Source organism: Amycolatopsis acidiphila (genome assembly GCF_021391495.1).
Lineage (GTDB): Bacteria > Actinomycetota > Actinomycetes > Mycobacteriales > Pseudonocardiaceae > Amycolatopsis_E > Amycolatopsis_E acidiphila.
Window position 1 is genome coordinate 7,545,122 of the sequence record NZ_CP090063.1, and the last position, 15,936, is coordinate 7,561,057.

The 15,936-nt window shown below is 70.3% G+C and carries 15 protein-coding genes; 5 read left to right on the top strand and 10 right to left on the bottom strand.

Going from position 1 to position 15,936, the window contains the following annotated elements; all coding sequences use genetic code 11:
* Window positions 1–48 precede the first annotated feature (48 nt).
* Window positions 49–1,569, bottom strand: coding sequence for a HAMP domain-containing sensor histidine kinase (locus LWP59_RS36895; RefSeq protein WP_144637858.1), 1,521 nt, complete (start codon window positions 1,567–1,569; stop codon window positions 49–51).
* Window positions 1,547–2,290, bottom strand: coding sequence for a response regulator transcription factor (locus LWP59_RS36900; RefSeq protein ID WP_144637856.1), 744 nt, complete (start codon window positions 2,288–2,290; stop codon window positions 1,547–1,549). The genes LWP59_RS36895 and LWP59_RS36900 overlap by 23 nt, the downstream gene beginning before the upstream one ends.
* Before the next feature lie 180 nt (window positions 2,291–2,470).
* Between LWP59_RS36900 and LWP59_RS36905 the strand changes: the two genes are divergently transcribed.
* Window positions 2,471–3,091, top strand: coding sequence for a hypothetical protein (locus tag LWP59_RS36905; protein ID WP_144637855.1), 621 nt, complete (start codon window positions 2,471–2,473; stop codon window positions 3,089–3,091).
* Between the two features lie 126 nt (window positions 3,092–3,217).
* On the opposite strand, the gene LWP59_RS36910 is transcribed toward LWP59_RS36905, so the two are convergent.
* A complete protein-coding gene (locus LWP59_RS36910) occupies window positions 3,218–3,469 on the bottom strand; it encodes a DUF397 domain-containing protein (RefSeq protein WP_144637852.1) in 252 nt (83 codons plus the stop codon).
* 223 nt (window positions 3,470–3,692) lie between these two features.
* Here LWP59_RS36910 and LWP59_RS36915 point away from each other — a divergent pair, with 223 nt between their 5' ends.
* Entirely contained in the window at window positions 3,693–4,124 is a 432-nt protein-coding gene (locus LWP59_RS36915; protein WP_229857895.1) for a hypothetical protein, read from the top strand.
* Window positions 4,121–4,297, top strand: a complete 177-nt coding sequence (locus LWP59_RS36920; protein ID WP_186383213.1) for a hypothetical protein — start codon at window positions 4,121–4,123, stop codon at window positions 4,295–4,297. Before LWP59_RS36915 ends, LWP59_RS36920 begins: the two co-directional genes overlap by 4 nt.
* A 4-nt stretch (window positions 4,298–4,301) precedes the next feature.
* Here the strand turns inward: LWP59_RS36920 and LWP59_RS36925 are convergent, their stop codons facing one another.
* Entirely contained in the window at window positions 4,302–5,165 is an 864-nt protein-coding gene (locus tag LWP59_RS36925) for a helix-turn-helix domain-containing protein (RefSeq protein WP_144637850.1), read from the bottom strand.
* A gap of 207 nt (window positions 5,166–5,372) precedes the next feature.
* On the opposite strand from LWP59_RS36925, the gene gndA reads away from it, so the two are divergent.
* Window positions 5,373–6,812 (top strand): NADP-dependent phosphogluconate dehydrogenase, encoded by a 1,440-nt coding sequence (gene gndA, locus LWP59_RS36930; RefSeq protein ID WP_144637848.1) that lies wholly within the window; start codon window positions 5,373–5,375, stop codon window positions 6,810–6,812.
* 34 nt (window positions 6,813–6,846) lie between these two features.
* On the opposite strand, the gene LWP59_RS36935 is transcribed toward gndA, so the two are convergent.
* The 5 genes from LWP59_RS36935 to LWP59_RS36955 form a co-directional block, all read right to left on the bottom strand.
* The gene (locus LWP59_RS36935; RefSeq protein WP_144637846.1) at window positions 6,847–7,566 is read right to left on the bottom strand and encodes a Clp protease N-terminal domain-containing protein; all 720 of its coding nucleotides are present in this window, start codon (window positions 7,564–7,566) and stop codon (window positions 6,847–6,849) included.
* A 51-nt stretch (window positions 7,567–7,617) separates the two neighbouring features.
* Window positions 7,618–8,796 carry a 4-hydroxybenzoate 3-monooxygenase gene (gene pobA / locus LWP59_RS36940; protein WP_144637844.1) on the bottom strand — a complete coding sequence of 393 codons (1,179 nt, stop codon included), beginning with the start codon at window positions 8,794–8,796 and terminating at the stop codon, window positions 7,618–7,620.
* A gap of 77 nt (window positions 8,797–8,873) precedes the next feature.
* Entirely contained in the window at window positions 8,874–9,653 is a 780-nt protein-coding gene (locus tag LWP59_RS36945; RefSeq protein ID WP_144637842.1) for an IclR family transcriptional regulator, read from the bottom strand.
* Between the two features lie 60 nt (window positions 9,654–9,713).
* A complete protein-coding gene (locus tag LWP59_RS36950) occupies window positions 9,714–10,835 on the bottom strand; it encodes a 5-methyltetrahydropteroyltriglutamate--homocysteine S-methyltransferase (protein ID WP_144637841.1) in 1,122 nt (373 codons plus the stop codon).
* A gap of 187 nt (window positions 10,836–11,022) precedes the next feature.
* Window positions 11,023–12,180, bottom strand: coding sequence for a beta-ketoacyl synthase N-terminal-like domain-containing protein (locus LWP59_RS36955; RefSeq protein ID WP_144637839.1), 1,158 nt, complete (start codon window positions 12,178–12,180; stop codon window positions 11,023–11,025).
* Window positions 12,181–12,372: 192 nt separating this feature from the next.
* Here LWP59_RS36955 and LWP59_RS36960 point away from each other — a divergent pair, with 192 nt between their 5' ends.
* Window positions 12,373–15,105, top strand: coding sequence for a sensor domain-containing protein (locus LWP59_RS36960; protein ID WP_144637837.1), 2,733 nt, complete (start codon window positions 12,373–12,375; stop codon window positions 15,103–15,105).
* Between the two features lie 103 nt (window positions 15,106–15,208).
* Here the strand turns inward: LWP59_RS36960 and LWP59_RS36965 are convergent, their stop codons facing one another.
* Window positions 15,209–15,823: a TetR/AcrR family transcriptional regulator gene (locus LWP59_RS36965; protein WP_144637835.1), complete on the bottom strand. Its 615-nt coding sequence runs from the start codon at window positions 15,821–15,823 to the stop codon at window positions 15,209–15,211.
* Window positions 15,824–15,936 lie beyond the last annotated feature (113 nt).

Below are 15,936 nucleotides of genomic sequence, written 5' to 3' on the forward strand. Positions count from 1 at the left end.
GCTGTGAGCCCGCCACTGATGGGCGATGAACGACGGCTAGTTCGCCCACTAATTGACGCGGAGGAAATCGGCGGCGGTCCTGGCCGCCGGGAAACGCACCCGGAACTCCGTTCGTCCCGGTTCGCTGCGCACGCTCACCTCGCCCTGGTGAGCGCCCACGACGGCGGCCACGATGGCCAGCCCGAGGCCGGTGCTGCCGGCCGCCCTGGACCGGGAGTTGTCGCCGCGGGCGAAGCGCTCGAACACTTCGGGCAGGATGCTCTGGGGGATTCCCGGCCCGTTGTCGGAAACGGTGAGCGTCACCTTTCCGTCCTCTGTGGACAGCTGCGTGGTGACGGTGGTGTCCGGCGGGGTGTGCGTGCGCGCGTTGTTCAACAGGTTGAGCACCACCTGGTGCAGCTGGTCGGAGTCGCCGACGACGAGCAGCGGCTCCGGCGGCACGTCCAGCAGCCACCGGTGGTCCGGACCGGCGGCATGCGAGTCGGCGACGGCATCCATCACCAGGCGCGTCAGGTCGACCGGTTCGTACACGCGATGCCGCCCGGCGTCCAGGCGCGCGAGCAGCAGCAGGTCCTCGACGAGCGTCGTCATCCGGGCGGACTCGGACTCGACCCGGCCCATCGCGAACGCGATCTCCGGCGGCACCTCGTTCGAGCTCCGGCGCGTCAGCTCCGCGTAGCCGCGGATCGCGGCCAGCGGCGTGCGCAGCTCGTGACTCGCGTCGGCGACGAACTGCCGCACCCGGCTCTCGCTCGCCTGCCGTGCGGCCAGCGCCGCCGCCACGTGCCCGAGCATCCGGTTGAACGCCGCGCCGACCTTGCCGACCTCGGTGCGCGGATCGGTGTCGGTCTCGGGCACCCGCACCGACAGGCCCACCTCGCCCCGGTCCAGCGGCAGCTCGGAGACCTGCGACGCGGTGTGCGCGAGCCGGTCGAGCGGCCGCATCGTCCGCCGCACGGTCGCCGCGCCGATCGCGCCGGCGAGCAGGAGCCCGCCCAGCGCGACGCCCCCGAAGATCAGCCCGAGCTGCCACAGCGTCGCGGTCACGTCGGCCAGCGGCAGCCCGGTGATGAGCACCCCGCCACCGGCGTTGCGCACCGAGACGACCCGGTAGTCGCCGAGGTCGCCGAGGTCCACCGTGTAGAACTGCCCGTTCGACGGCAGCTGGACCAGCTCGTGCAGCTGGACCGCCGGGACCGGATCGCTCGGGAACGGGTTGCCCGGGGTCGGGGTGAGCCCGCCGCGCAGGACGCCCGAGCGCACGCCGCCGCCCGGTTCGATCAGCACGCCCAGCGTGCCGATGCCCTGCCCGGGCACGCGCAGCGAGTCCGGCGGCCGCTGCCCGGCGGGGAGCGACGGCGTGCCCGCGGGCGGCGGGCGGGTGCCGCGGTCGCTGGCCGCGCTGAGCCGGTCGTCGAGCTGGTGGATGAGGAAGCTGCGCAGGGCGACCTCGGTGACCAGGCCGACCACCAGGCATACGACCGCGAGCAACGCGATGAGCTGCGCGATCAGTTTTCCGCGCAGCGACGAGGGGACGAACCGGCGCCTAGGTCGCGGGCTTGAGGACATACCCCGCGCCGCGCATCGTGTGGATCATCGGCTCCCTGCCCGCGTCTATCTTCTTCCGCAGGTACGAAATATAGAGCTCCACGATGTTGGCCTGCCCGCCGAAGTCGTAGCTCCACACCCGGTCCAGGATCTGGGCCTTCGACAGCACGCGCTTGGGATTGCGCATCAGGAAGCGCAGCAGCTCGAACTCGGTCGCGGTGAGCGAGACCGGCTCCCCGCCCCGGTGCACCTCGCGGCTGTCCTCGTCCAGCGTCAGGTCGCCGACGATCAGCGTGGACCCCGCGCTCGCCGAGACGACGCGGGACCGGCGCAGCAGCGCCCGCAGGCGCAGCACGACCTCCTCCAGGCTGAACGGCTTGGTCACGTAGTCGTCGCCGCCCGCGGTCAGGCCGGCGATCCGGTCCTCCACGGCGTCCCGGGCGGTGAGGAACAGGACCGGCAGGTGCGGGGCCTCGGCACGCAGCTTGGTCAGCACCTCGAGACCGCTGAAGTCGGGGAGCATCACGTCCAGCACGACCACGTCCGGGCGGAAGTCCCTGGCGACGCGAACGGCGTCGTTCCCGTTGCCCGCGCTGCGGATCTCCCAGCCCTCCATCCGCAGTGCCATGGACACCAGCTCGGCGAGCGTCTCCTCGTCGTCCACGACGAGCACGCGCACGGGCGAGCCGTCCGCGCGCTGCAGGTCTGCCTTGGCCGGCCCCGCGGCGTTCATGCTGGTCATGGTCCCATCATGAGTCCGTGCGGTGAGCTTTGCCTGTGCGCGCTCTGTGCGTTTCCTGTGAGCGCGTGAGTGCACAGCGTGCGCCCACCTCGTACACAGGCTGTACACAGATTGCGTGCGGAACCTGGTCGCCGTAAGGGGCTGCCCGGACGCGGGCGCCGAACTCCGGGAGAGGACAGGATGACTACCGAGCCGACGACCACCCCGCAGGCTCCTCCGGCCTGGGGTGACCCACAGCCTCCCGCGCCGAAGTGGTCCGGCAGGAAGACCGCCATCGCCGCGGCCGTCGCGATCGTGATCGCCGCCGTCGGCGGGGTCGCGATCTACGCGGGCACCAGCGGCAGCACCGGTCAGCAGGGCTTCGGCGGCCCAGGGGGCGGCCGGATGGGCGGCTTCAACGGCGGCCAGTTCGGCGGCACCGCCGCGCTCTCGCAGCTACGGGACGCGCTGCACGGCGACTTCACCGTCGCGCAGAACGGCGGTTACGTCACCGAGCGCATGCAGACCGGCGACGTCAGCGCGCTCGGCGCGACCTCGATCACGGTGAAGAGCAAGGACGACTACACGCAGACCTACACGGTCGACTCGTCGACGGAGAAGGCGAACAACCTCGCCACCGGCTCGTCCGTGACGGTGCTCGCGAAGGTCTCGGGCAGCACCGCGACCGCGACCAGCATCACCGACGGCAGCCAGGCCCAGCAGGGCGGCCAGGGCGGCTTCCCGCGCGGCGGCGGCCAGGGTGGTTTCCCCGGCGGCTCGATGCAGGGCGGTCCGCGCCAGCAGCAGGGCTCGTCGAACTAGCTCCGGAAAGCCACGAGGCCCGCTCCCGGACGTCCGGGAGCGGGCCTCGTCGGTTTCACCCGGACGAGCCCGGCGACGCTCGGTCCATTGTGGTCAATAACACACGAATGTGGATAATCGCGTTCACTAGGAGAGATCGAACTGGCCCGCCTTGACGCCCGTCAGGAAGGCTTCCCACTCGCCTGCGTCGAACACGAAGACCGGGCTGGCCTGCAGCTTCGTGTCTCGCACGCCGACAAGGCCGGCGCCGTTCATGTTCACCTCGACACAGTTGCCGCCGTTGGGCTCGCTAGCGAAAGACTTCTCCCACTGCCCCTCGTCGAACAGCGCTGCGGCCGTCTGGGGGTCATAAGCCGCAGGGCGCGGGTGTTCCGCCATGGGTCGTACCTCCGTGCATGTCCGGCGCGGCCCGCTGACGTGCGTAAACGGTTCCGGCGCCTGCTTTTTGGACCGCAGTGGGTCCAGTCGAGTCATCCAACGATTGACCACTCGACACCAAGATTATTCCAGGAGTAAGATTATTCCCATCGGTCGGGGGTAAACACTCCGTGACCGCGCCGCTGCCACCAGGCCAGCAGCCGTCCTTTCGGGGAGGTGCACCGTGTTCGGAGCGACAGCGAGCGGGGCCCTCACGGTGGCGCCCCCGGCCCCGTTCATGGTCGTCGGCCGGGTCAACGGGCACGAGGAGGCGGCCGGTGTCGCCACCCCCGAAGACGCGCTCGCCCACATGCTCGACTGGCTCCGCGCGGACGAGAACGCCTCGGCGGTCTGGTACCTGCGCGAGGACTGGCCCTCCCCGGTGACGTTGATCGGCCGCCCCGCGCCCGGCGTCGTCGGCGAGACCCGGCGCTGTGCCCACCTCTTCCGCGTGCGACCGGGCGCCGTGCTCTACGGCTCGATCACCGCGCGCTGCGGAACCGAACTCTTGCTCACCGAGATCGAATGGCTGCGCCTCGGCGCCGGGATGCCGTGCGAGTGCTGTCTCGTGATCGGTGCGCGGCACAGCCGGAGCTGGGAGGGATGGACCCGATGACCGTCAGGATCGGTGACGCGGCCGCGACCGGACGCAGACGTGACCGCGACGAGGACGTCGAGCCGGAGGTGCTGTCCAGCAGGCGGCGCACCGCGGCTTCCGGGTCACCACGGCGCCAGCGGCACGGCTGGTGGTACCACCTCGAGTTCGCCCTGCTGAAGTCCCGCGCCTGAGGCGTCAGGGGCGCTTGCCCATGTCCGCCCGGTAGGTCTCCGCCATGTCCTGGAGGAACTCCCGGGTCTCCTGGCGCTCCAGCGCCGCCCCGCGCAACCTGTCCCAGCCGTCCACGAAGAGCTGGAAGTCCTTCTGGTCGTCGAGGTAGATGCCGCCCGCGGAATGCTCGATGTAGACGAAATCCCTTGTGCGGTCGGGAAAGCGCATGATCGTGAAGTCGTTGGGCACAGCCGCGAGCCGCGCGTCGAACGTCAGCACGTGGACGTACACCCGCTGCCGGCGGTCGAGCTCCAGCAGGTGCTCGATCTGGTCGAGCATCACCGCGGGCGCCTTGCCGCCCGGCGCGCGCCGCAGCGCGGCCTCACTGAGGATGAACCGGTAGTACGGCGGCTGCGGCTGGTCGAAGACCGCCTTGCGGTCGAGCCGGTTGCGCACCAGTGACGTGACGTCGGTGGCGCCGAACTCGGTGAACTGCTTGAGCATGTAGTGCTCGGACTGCAGCGGCCCCGGGATGCGCTCGCCGTGCCAGGTCATGATCTCCACGGCGGCCGGCTCGAGGTCGGTGAAGGTGCGGAACCAGTGCGGCACCACCGACCGGTAGCCCGACCAGTGCCCACGCTGCCCGGCCGCCGCGCGCGCCAGGTTCATCAGCGCCTCGGACTCGTCGCCGTTGACGGCGAACGCGTCCAGCATCGCCCGGACGTCACCGAGTTTGACGCCGACGGCGCCCGATTCGATCTTGTTGACCTTGCCCTGGGTGCAGCCGAGTACGTCGGCGACCTGCTGCTGGGTCATCTTGGCGGCGGTGCGGGCGTGCCGAAGCTCATTGCCGAGCTGCTTGCGCCGCGAGGTAACGGTGCTAGCCATCGCTCACTTCCGCGCCTCGACCTTTCGCTTCCACCCATGATCGTAGGCCGTTGACGGTCCGTGATCACCCACCGGATTGCCATAGTGACAGCCGCCAAGGATGGCAGGAAATTCCCCGGAACGCCAGTTACTCGCACGTTCACCTGGGACAACCACGCCGCGCGCTAGGGTTCGAGTAGGCCAAGACGGAAGGCGGACAAGCGGACAATGAGCAACAAGGCGAGCATCGGCGTCACCGGGCTGGCGGTCATGGGCCGCAACCTCGCCCGGAACCTGGCCCGGCACGGCCACACCGTCGCCCTGCACAACCGGTCCGAGCAGCGCACGCGCGACCTGGTGGAGCAGTTCGGCGACGAGGGCGACTTCATCCCGGCCTACTCCGCGCAGGAGTTCGTCGACGCGCTGGAACGGCCGCGCCAGATCGTGATCATGGTCAAGGCCGGTGCCCCGACGGACGCCGTCATCGAGGAGTTCGCGCCGCTGCTGGAGAAGGGCGACGTGATCGTCGACGCCGGCAACGCGCACTTCGCGGACACGCGCCGTCGCGAAGCGGCGCTGCGGGAGCAGGGGCTGCACTTCGTCGGCACGGGTGTGTCCGGCGGCGAGGAGGGCGCGCTGCACGGGCCCAGCATCATGCCCGGTGGGTCGAAGGAGTCCTACGAGTCGCTCGGCCCCCTGTTCGAGGACATTTCGGCCAAAGTGGACGGTGTGCCGTGCTGCACGCACATCGGTCCCGACGGCGCCGGCCACTTCGTGAAGATGGTGCACAACGGCATCGAGTACGCCGACATGCAGCTGATCGCCGAGTCGTTCGACCTGCTGCGCGGCGGGCTCGGCTATGAGCCGGCCCAGATCGCCGACGTGTTCCGCACCTGGAACACCGGGCGGCTCGACTCGTACCTCATCGAGATCACCGCGCAGGTGCTCGCGCACACCGACGCCGCGACCGGCAGGCCGTTCGTGGACGTCGTGGCCGACCAGGCGGAGCAGAAGGGCACCGGCCGCTGGACGGTGCAGATCGGCCTCGACCTCGGGGTGCCGATCAGCGGTATCGCCGAGGCCGTGTTCGCACGTTCCCTTTCGGGCAGCGCGAACCTGCGGGCGGCGAGCCGCGGGTTGCCCGGCCCGTCCCGGACCCCGCTGACGGGCGCGGCGGCCGAGAGCTTCGCCGACGACGTCGAGCGTGCGCTCTACGCCTCGAAGATCGTCGCGTACGCGCAGGGCTTCAACCAGATCCAGGCCGGTGGCGCCGAGTACGGCTGGGACATCGACCTGGGCGCGGTGGCGAAGATCTGGCGCGGCGGCTGCATCATCCGCGCCAAGTTCCTCGACGACGTGACCGCGGCGTACACCGCGGAGCCGGGCCTGCCGACCCTGCTCACCTCCGGCGACTTCCGCAAGGCCGTCGAAGAGGCGCAGGACTCCTGGCGTTCGGTGGTCGCGACCGCGGTGCGGCTGGGCATCCCGACGCCGGGCTTCTCGACGGCGCTGGCGTACTACGACGGCCTGCGCGCGGAGCGGCTCCCGGCCGCGCTCGTGCAGGGGCAGCGCGACTTCTTCGGCGCGCACACCTACCGTCGCGTCGACCGGGAGGGCTCGTTCCACACCGAGTGGGCCACCGAGGAGCGCGCCGAGCACGAGGCGTGACCCGTCGTGGTGGGCGCTCCTCCGGGGACGCCCGTCACTTGTTGTCGGGGAACATCTGGCGGAACATCGCGCGGATTTCCTCGTCCACGGCGTCCTTCCGGACGCCGAGGTCGGTCAGGATCTCGTAGGCCGGGCCGTCGCCCTGTTCGAGCAGGGCCAGCAGGATGTGCTCGGTACCGACGTAGTTGTGCCCGAGGCGCAGTGCCTCGCGCACGGTCAGCTCGACCACCTTGCGGCTGCGGCCGTTGAACGGGATCCGCTCGGGCACGCGGTCGACGCCCGGCGGCAGCGCGGCGCTGATCCGCTCCCCGAGCTGCTCGGGCGTGCCGCCGAGCTTGTCGATCGCCTTGGCCGCGAGCCCGTCGCGCTCGCCGATCACGCCGAGCAGGATGTGCAGCGGGTCGATCTCGTCGTTGGCCACGCCGCGGGCGGACCGCTCGGCGCGGACCAGCACGTTGCGTGCGCGCTCGGTGAAGCGGCTGAAGTTCGCCTCGGCGCTCGCGGCCGTGAACTCCTTGGGCACGAAGCGTTTCTGCGCCGCCTGCTTGGACACGCCCATGCTGGTGCCGATCTCGGCCCAGGAGGCGCCGGAGCGGCGGGCCTGGTCGACGAAATGACCGATGAGGTGGTCGGACACCTCGCCGACCTGGTCGGCGAGGAGCATCGCGCCGGACAGTTGCTGGAGCGCGTCGGCCCCCGGATTCTGGCTCTTGACGGACTCGATCAGGTCGTCGAGTCGGACTGGATTCGTCATGCGTCAACTGTAGGTTGACGGCCGTTCTGCCGTCAACCTTGGGTTGACGATCTACTCGAACGGCAGGCCGACGTAGTTCTCCGCGAGACTGGTCGCCGCTGCGGTGGAGGCCGCGGTGTAGCGCAGCTGCGACAGCTGCAGGCGGCGCTGGAAGTCGTCGGCCGCGGGATCCACGTGCAGCATCGACGTCATGTACCAGGAGAAGTGCTCGGCCCGCCAAACCCGCTTCAGACAGGTGTCCGAATAGGACTGAGCGAGCTCACTTCGCTTGTGCTGCAAGAGCTCCACGAGTGCCCGCGACAGCACCCGGACGTCCGCGATCGCCAGGTTCATCCCCTTCGCCCCGGTGGGCGGGACGATGTGCGCCGCGTCGCCGGCCAGGAAGAGCCTGCCGTACTGCATGGGCTCGGCGACGAAGCTGCGCATGGGTGTGATGCCCTTGTCCAGGATCGGGCCTTCGCGCAGGGCGAACTCCCCCGAGGTCGCCAGCCGCGCCGAGAGCTCGGACCAGATGCGGTCGTCGGACCACTCGTCGATCTTCTCGTCGAACGGAACCTGCAGGTACAGCCGGGTGATCTCCGGCGAGCGCATGCTGTGCAGGGCGAAGCCGCGCTCGTGGTGGGTGTAGATCAGCTCCTCGTGCGAGGGCGGCGTCCGCGCCAGCACGCCGAGCCAGGCGAACGGGTACTCGCGGTTGAAGAACTTCACCCGCTCGGCCGGGACGGTCGGCCTGCTCACGCCGTGGAAGCCGTCACAGCCGGCGATCACGTCGCAGTCGAGCTGCCGCGCGACCCCGTCCACGTCGCGGTAGGTCACGTGCGGGTTCTCGGTGTCCAGCTCGTGCAGCTCCACATCGGACACTTCGAACTCGACCGGATAGCCCTTCGCCTCGTGCGCGGCGATCAGGTCCTTCACGATCTCCTGCTGGCCGTACACGGTGATCGTCCTGCCGGTCAGCTCGGACAGCGCGATGCGGTGGTCCTCGCCGTCGAACCGCAGCGAAAAACCGTGGTGCGGCAGGCCTTCCGCGTCCATCCGGGTGCCGACGCCGATGTCCCGCAGCAGCTCGACCGTCGGATGCTCGCACACCCCGGCCCGCACGCGCTTCTCCACGTAGTCCCGGCTGCGCGACTCGAGCACGACGGCGTCGACACCTTCGGCGTGCAGCAGGTAGGACAGCAGCAACCCGGCCGGCCCCGCGCCGATGATCCCGACCTGTGTGCGCGCCACCTGAACCTCCCAAACCTCTTCGTCCGGCCCTCAGCATGCGGTGCGGACAGGCGGAAACGCACGCATCCTTCCATTGGCTAGAAGATCGGCTGCCGCACCGCCCTCGGCGCGCCGAGGTTGCGCGAGATGCCTCGCGCGGCCGCCCGGACCGCCGGCACCAGCGTCCGCGGATCGGCTCCCTGCACCGGCACCACGATCGAGATCGCCGCCACGACACTGTCCTCCGGCCCGTACACCGGGGCCGCGACCGAGAGCGAAACCAGCTCCACCTGCCGGTCGCTGATCACGAACCCGTCGCGCCGGACGTCGGCCAGCACGCGCCGCAGCTGTTCCGGCGAGGAGATCGTCTTCGGCGTGTACGTCTTCAGCGGCCCGGCGAGCACCTGCTCCTGCACGTCGGCGGGCGCGTTCGCGAGCAGCACCAGCCCGACGCCGGTGGCGTGCGCGGCGAGGCGGCCGCCCACCCGCGAGACGATGCTCACCGCGTTGCGCCCGGAGATCCGCTCGACGTAGACCACTTCGGGCGCGTCGAGCACGGCGAGCTGCACGTTTTCGTGCGTCGCCTCGTAAAGGTCCTCGAGGAACGGCATCGCCGCCTCCCGCAGGCCCATCCCGCGAGGCGACAGCGACGCGACCTCCCACAGCCACAGGCCGACGCGGTACTGCCCGTCCTCCTGTCGTTCCAGCGCCCCGCGCCGGGCCAGCTCCCCGACTATCCGGTGCGCGGTGGACAGCGGGAGGCCGGCCCGGCGGCTCAGCTCCGACAGGCTCATCGCGGGCCGGTCCGGGGTGAACGCGCCGAAGACGTCCAGCACCCGGTCGACGACGGAGGGCGCCTGCGCCGAGGTGTGCCGCATCAGTCCAGGATAGGCCCGCCCGGCCGGCCGATCAGCGCCCCTGATCGAGGCGCCGCTCTCCTATTGCCAGACGAGTGCGGCGGTCTCCACGATCCGTTCCAGCTTCGCCTTCTGCTGGTCCTGGGTGAGGTCGTTGCCCTCCTCGGTGGAGGAGAACCCGCACTGCGGCGAGAGGCACAGCTGGTCGATGTCGACGTACTTCGACGCCGCCTCGATGCGCCGGCGCAGCGAGTCGACGCTCTCCAGCTCGCCGCGCTTCGTGGTGACCAGACCCAGCACGACGTACTTGCCCTTCGGCACGAACCGCAGCGGCTCGAACCCGCCGGAGCGCTCGTCGTCGAACTCCAGGAAGTAGCCGTCCACGTTGAGCTCGTTGAACAGCGCGTCCGCGACGAAGTCGTAGCCGCCCTGCGCGACCCACGACGAGCGGAAGTTGCCGCGGCACAGGTGCGTGGTCACGGTCAGCCCGGCGGGCTTGTCGGCGAGGGCGGCGTTCATCGTCTGGATGTTGCGCACGTGCTGCTTGTCCGGGTCGCCGCCCATCCGCGCGACCATCGCCCGCTGCTCGGGGTCGTTGAGGTAGGCGAGACTCGTGTCGTCCAGCTGCAGGTAGGTGCAGCCGAGCGAGGCCATCCCGGCGATCTGCTTGGCGTAGGCCGCGGCGAGGTCGGCGAAGAACTCCTCGAGGTCGGGGTACACCGACTCGCTGACCGCGGCCCGGCCGCCGCGGTAGTAGACCATGCTGGGCGAGGGGATCGTCTGCTTCGGCGTGATCCGCGCGTCCACAATGGACTTCAGGTACTCGAAGTGCTGCCCGAAGATGATGCCGTCGAGGCCGACCTTGTCCTGCACCCGCAGCCCGGCCGGGTTGAACTCGATGTCCCCGCCCGCGTTGTGGAACTGGACGTGCAGCTTCTCGTCGCTCTTGGCGACGCCCCGCAGCTGGTAGATGAAGTCCATGTGCCAGGACGCCCGGCGGAACTCGCCGTCGGTGGCGGACTGGAGCCCGGCGGCGAGCTGCAGCTCGACGACGCCGCGGATGGCCTCGTCCTCGACGGCCCGCAGCTCGTCGGCGTTGATCGTCCCGTTGGCGAAGTTCTCCCTGGCCTCGTGCAGCTCGGCGGGACGCAGGAGGCTGCCGACGTGGTCGGCGCGGAACGGCGGTGTCGTGCGCGGAGTCATGCGTCGATCTTCGGGGTTGGCTCGCCGCGAAAGCAACCCGTCTTCCACCGGGTGGCAACCCCCTTGCGGATCACCCGATGAGCTCGTTCGCGGTGATCCGGACGCGCCCGCGAACCCCGTCCTGCCCGGCGCCTCGGCGCCGTGAAGGACCCCTCCACGGCTGCGCGGGGTCCTTCACGGCCCGGCGTCACGCCGGCGGGCCAAGGACGACCACCGAGTTGTGGCCGCCCATGCCGAGCGAGGACTTGACCGTCAGCCCGTCTTCGACCGGGGTCCGGCCGTTGACCAGCTGCGGATGCCCCGGTGCCACCTTGGGCGGCACCGGGAGCACGCCCCGGTCGTAGCCCAGCGCGGCCGCCGCGACCTCGACCGCCGACGCCGCGCCCTGGCAGTGCCCGACCAGCGGTTTCATCGAGTAGATGCCCGTCCGCGGGGCGAAGAGCTCCTCGAGGATGGTCGTCTCCGCCCGGTCGCACTGCCGGGTGCCAGGACCGTGCGCGTTGAGGTAGCGCACGGCCGTGGCCGGCACGCCCGCGTTCGCGAGCGCGTCCTGGAAGCAGCCACGCACCTGGTCGAGGCACATGTCGATCGACGTGACGTGGTGCGCGTCGTGCGACATCGCCCCGCCGAGCGTCCGCGCGTACGGACGGTCGGTGTCGCGGGAGAGCACGAACGACACCGACGCCTCACCCATGCTGAAGCCGCGGCTGCCCTCCTGGAACGGGCGGCACGCGTCGAGCGGTTCGGCGTCGGTGATCGCGACCCCGAGCCGCACGAAGTGCAGCACGTTCTCCGGCACCAGGGACAGGTCCGTCGCGACGAACACCACGTCGTCGACGATCCCGGCGTCCAGCCACGCCTTGGCCGTGAGCAGCCCGGCGTTGCCCGAGGCGCACATCGCCGACACGTTCATCGCGGGGCCGTGGAAGCCGAACTCCTGCATGAACGTGGACATCGGCGTCGACGGCATCAGCGCCAGGTAGTCCCGCGGCTTGAGGTTCTGCTGCTCGAGGTAGAACTCCCGCCACAGGTCGACCTCGCCGAGCACGACGGCGTGCAGCAGGCCCACCTTGCGGCCCGGCCGCCAGCCGCGGTCCCCGGCGTCGGCGATCGCCTCCCGCGCCGCCGCACGCATGGCGCGGGCGAAGCGACTGCGCCCGTCCAGCGGGTTCCCGCCGTCCGGCACCTTCGCGACCCACGCCGTCTCGTCCCGGTTCGCCCCGTAGCCACCCTCCAGGGTGGCCGCCGGCTTGCCTGAGTTCAGCCCTTCCCAGAGCACCTCGCGGCCCCAGCCGTAGCCCGTGACCGCTCCGATTCCGCAGATATCGATTTCTCGCGAGCCCATCACACTCGCCCCTCCTTGTCATTACCTTTACGATCCGTTCGGAACAGAACGAACCCATAGGGGCAACGACCAGGGGCTTCGTGTCACTTGCCGTGGCAAGCTGGTACTTGTGGGAAGGGTGCTTTCGCTCTAGGGCCGTACCCCGAACGGAGTAACCACAGCTATCCGGCAAATCGGCGGATCGGACGGACCATGGACGCAAACGCCAACAGCGCGGGAGGTCCTGCCGGGGTGTCACTGGAACACGAACAGGTCATCGACCTGGCACTGTCCGCCGGACGCGGAGTCGTCTGGTCGCTGGACTTCGCCAACGACAGGCTGTCGTGGCGGCCGGGTCTCGACGAGCTGCTCGGGGTGCCGGGCGCCGACGAAGCGGAGATCCGGGCGCGGCTGGCCGAGCTGATCAAACCGCTCGTCGTGACCATCCGCGCCACCGACGTGTGGGAGGACCTCGACCTGGAGCAGTCCTACGAGACGCCCGAGGGCGAGATCCGCTGGCTCCGGTTCACCGCGCGGCGCAGTGAAGGCCACCTGCTCGGCATCGCGCACAACGTCACCGACCGGCACGAGGACCGCCGGGAGCTCGCCGACCTCGCCGACCGCTACCGGCTACTGGTCGAGCTGAGCCCGGACATGATCGCCGTGCACCAGGACGGCGCCATCGTCTACGCCAACCCCGCCGCGGTGCGCTTCGCGGGCGGGGACTCGCCGGCGGCGCTGCTCGGCAGGCCGATCACCGACTTCGTGGACTCCCGGTCCCAGTCAGACATGTTCGAGCGGCTCAACCGGCTGACCGTGCCGGGGGCCACTTCGGACCCGGCTGAGGCGAAGTTCGTCCGCGCCGACGGCACGCGCTGCGCGATGGAGGTCGTCTCGGTCCGCACCACCTGGGCGGGCCGGCCGGCCTTCCAGGTGATCATGCGCGACGTCAGCGCGCAGAAGGCCGCCGAGACCGCGCTGCGGTACCAGGCCGCGCTCGTCCAGCACGTCAGCGACGCGATCATCGCCACCGACGCGAAGGGCCGGGTGACCAGCTGGAACCCGGCCGCCGAGACGATCTACGGGCTGCCCGCGGCGGGGGCGTTCGGCCGCCGGGTGAGCGAGCTGGTCGGCGCGCCGCTGGACCCGGCCGCCGTGCTGCGCAACGGTGGTGTGAGCCAGGAGACGCACCGGGCGGCGGACGGGTCGGCGCTGAGCGTCCGGGTGTCGGCGGCCGAAATGGACGGTGGTTTCGTCCTCGTGTGCGCGGACGAGACGGCGCGCCGCCGGGCCGAACGGCAGTACAGCACCGTCGTGGCCTCGCTCGACGAAGGCGTGCTGGTGATCGGCGCCAGCGGGCTCGTCATCTCGGCCAACCCCGCCGCGGAACGCATCCTCGGCATCCCCGAGGTGGCGATGCTCGGCTCGTCGCCGCACGAGTGGCCGGTCTACGCCGAGTCCGGCCAGCGCATGTCCCCGAGCGAGTACCCGTCGGCGCAGGTGCGCCGCACCGGGATCGCCCAGCAGGGCCGGGTGATGCGGGTGCTGCGCCGCGACGGGCGCAACGTGTGGCTTTCCGCGTCCTGCCGGGCGATGAACCCCGAGGACAGCGACCTCAGCGCGTACGTGCTGTCATTCACCGACATCACCGAGCGCCGCGCGATCGGCGAGCGCCTGGAGCACGACGCGACGCACGACCCGTTGACCGGCCTGGCCAACCGCACCCTCGTACTGGCCGAGCTGGCCGCGCGGCTGCACGGTCCGCATCGGACCTCGACCGCGGTGCTGTTCATCGACCTCGACAAGTTCAAGGTCATCAACGACTCCCTCGGCCACACGGTCGGCGACCGGGTGCTCAGGATCGCCGGCGAACGGCTGCGCCGGGCGGTGCGCCGCGACGACGTCGTCGGCAGGCTCGGCGGTGACGAGTTCGTCGTGATCGCCTCCGAGATGCACGGCGAGCCCGAGGTCCGGGCGCTGACCGAGCACCTGCGCGACTCGCTGACCCGGCCCATCTCGGTGGACGGCCGGAAGTTGCATGTGGACGCGAGCATCGGCATCGTGCTCGCCGCGGCCGGCGACCCGCGTGCCGCGGACGAGCTGCTGCGCGACGCGGACGTGGCGATGTACCAGGCGAAGACACTCGGGCGCAGCCGGTACGAGTTCTTCGACGTGGAGCTGCGCCGGCGGATGCAGCGACGGCTGCGGCTCGAACAGGATCTGCGGGACGCGGTGCGGCTCGGCAAGCTGTGGGCGGCGTACCAGCCGGTGGTCGACCTGCGCACGAACCGGATGGTCGCGGTGGAAGGCCTGCTGCGGTGGACGCATCCGGTGCACGGGGCCGTGCCCCCGATGGAGTTCATCCCGCTGGCCGAGGAGAGCGACCTCATCAACCAGCTGGGCGCGCACGTCCTGCGGGTGACCACCCAGGAGCTGGCGGCGCGCCGCGCGAGCGGCCTCGACGTCGACCTCAAGATCAACCTGTCCACCCGCCAGCTCGACGACCCGGCGCTCATCCCGGACGTCGAGCGCGCACTGCACACCACCGGGCTGCCCGCCAAGGCGCTGTGCCTGGAGATCACCGAAAGCGCCCTGATGCGCGACTCGGCGCTGGCCAGCGAGGCGCTGAGTGCGCTGCGCGAGATCGGGGTCCGGCTCGCGATCGACGACTTCGGCACCGGCTACTCCTCGCTCGCGCAGCTGCAACGGCTCACTTTGGACACTCTCAAGATCGACCGTTCGTTCGTGATGCGGCTGGGCGACTCGGCCGACGCGGAGGCGATCGTGACGAGCATCATCGCGATGGCACACGCCGTGCAGCTGACCGTGGTGGCCGAAGGCGTGGAGAACGAGATGCAGCTGAACCTGCTGCGGGAGCTGGGCTGCGACCAGGCCCAGGGGTACTACCTCGGCAAACCGATGCCCGCCCGCGAGCTCTGGGACTGACTCCGCGCGACGACCGGAACGCCCCCTGCGCGTTCCGGTCGCCTGACGCGGAACCACCGAGAAATATACAGGCAGGCAGGTATGTTCCGTCCACTGCGGAGGGTCAGGATCGTCCGATCGCGTCAGCGACCGAGGCCTCGATCTCACGCCGGGTGATCGTCCACATGACTTTTGTGGTGCGCGCACTGGACACGAAGCTCATCAGCAGGACACCGCGGATACCGGCGAGCGCGGTGAGGATGACCGCGGTGCCACGCGGTCTGGCAAGGAAGTCGGGCACGGCCTCGTTGAGGATTTCCCCGATGCCGCCGTTGAGCTGCCTGTTGAGCCGGTAGACGTGCTTGCGCAACTCGGCGTCGGTCCGGCTGCCCAGCCACAGTTCGGTCACGGCCGTGAACATCTTGCTGTCGTGCATGGCCCACAACCGGTCGACCACCGCCAGCACGGTCTCGGCCTCCGTCGGCCGGTGCGGCGGATCGGCCCGCAACTGCTCGACGATCCGGCCGATGGCGTACTCGAGGCCGGCGACCACCAGCTCCGCCTTGGTGGCGAAGTAGTGCGCCTGGGCCCCGCGTGTAACACCGGCGCGGGCGGCGATCTGCGCCGCAGTGACATTGGCGTAGCCGAACTCGACAAGGCACTCGACGGTCGCCTCCAGCAGCGCCGTCCGGGTGGCCATCCGCCGCTCCGCCTGGGTGCGCCGCTTAACGCCAGCCATCCGGACACTTTATCGGTACGGCGCAACTCGGGATTTCCCGTGTGTCGCAATGATCATCATCGGTGCCCGATCGATCCGGCCAGCGATGAGAAAGCGCTTTCGCAGACCGTCCA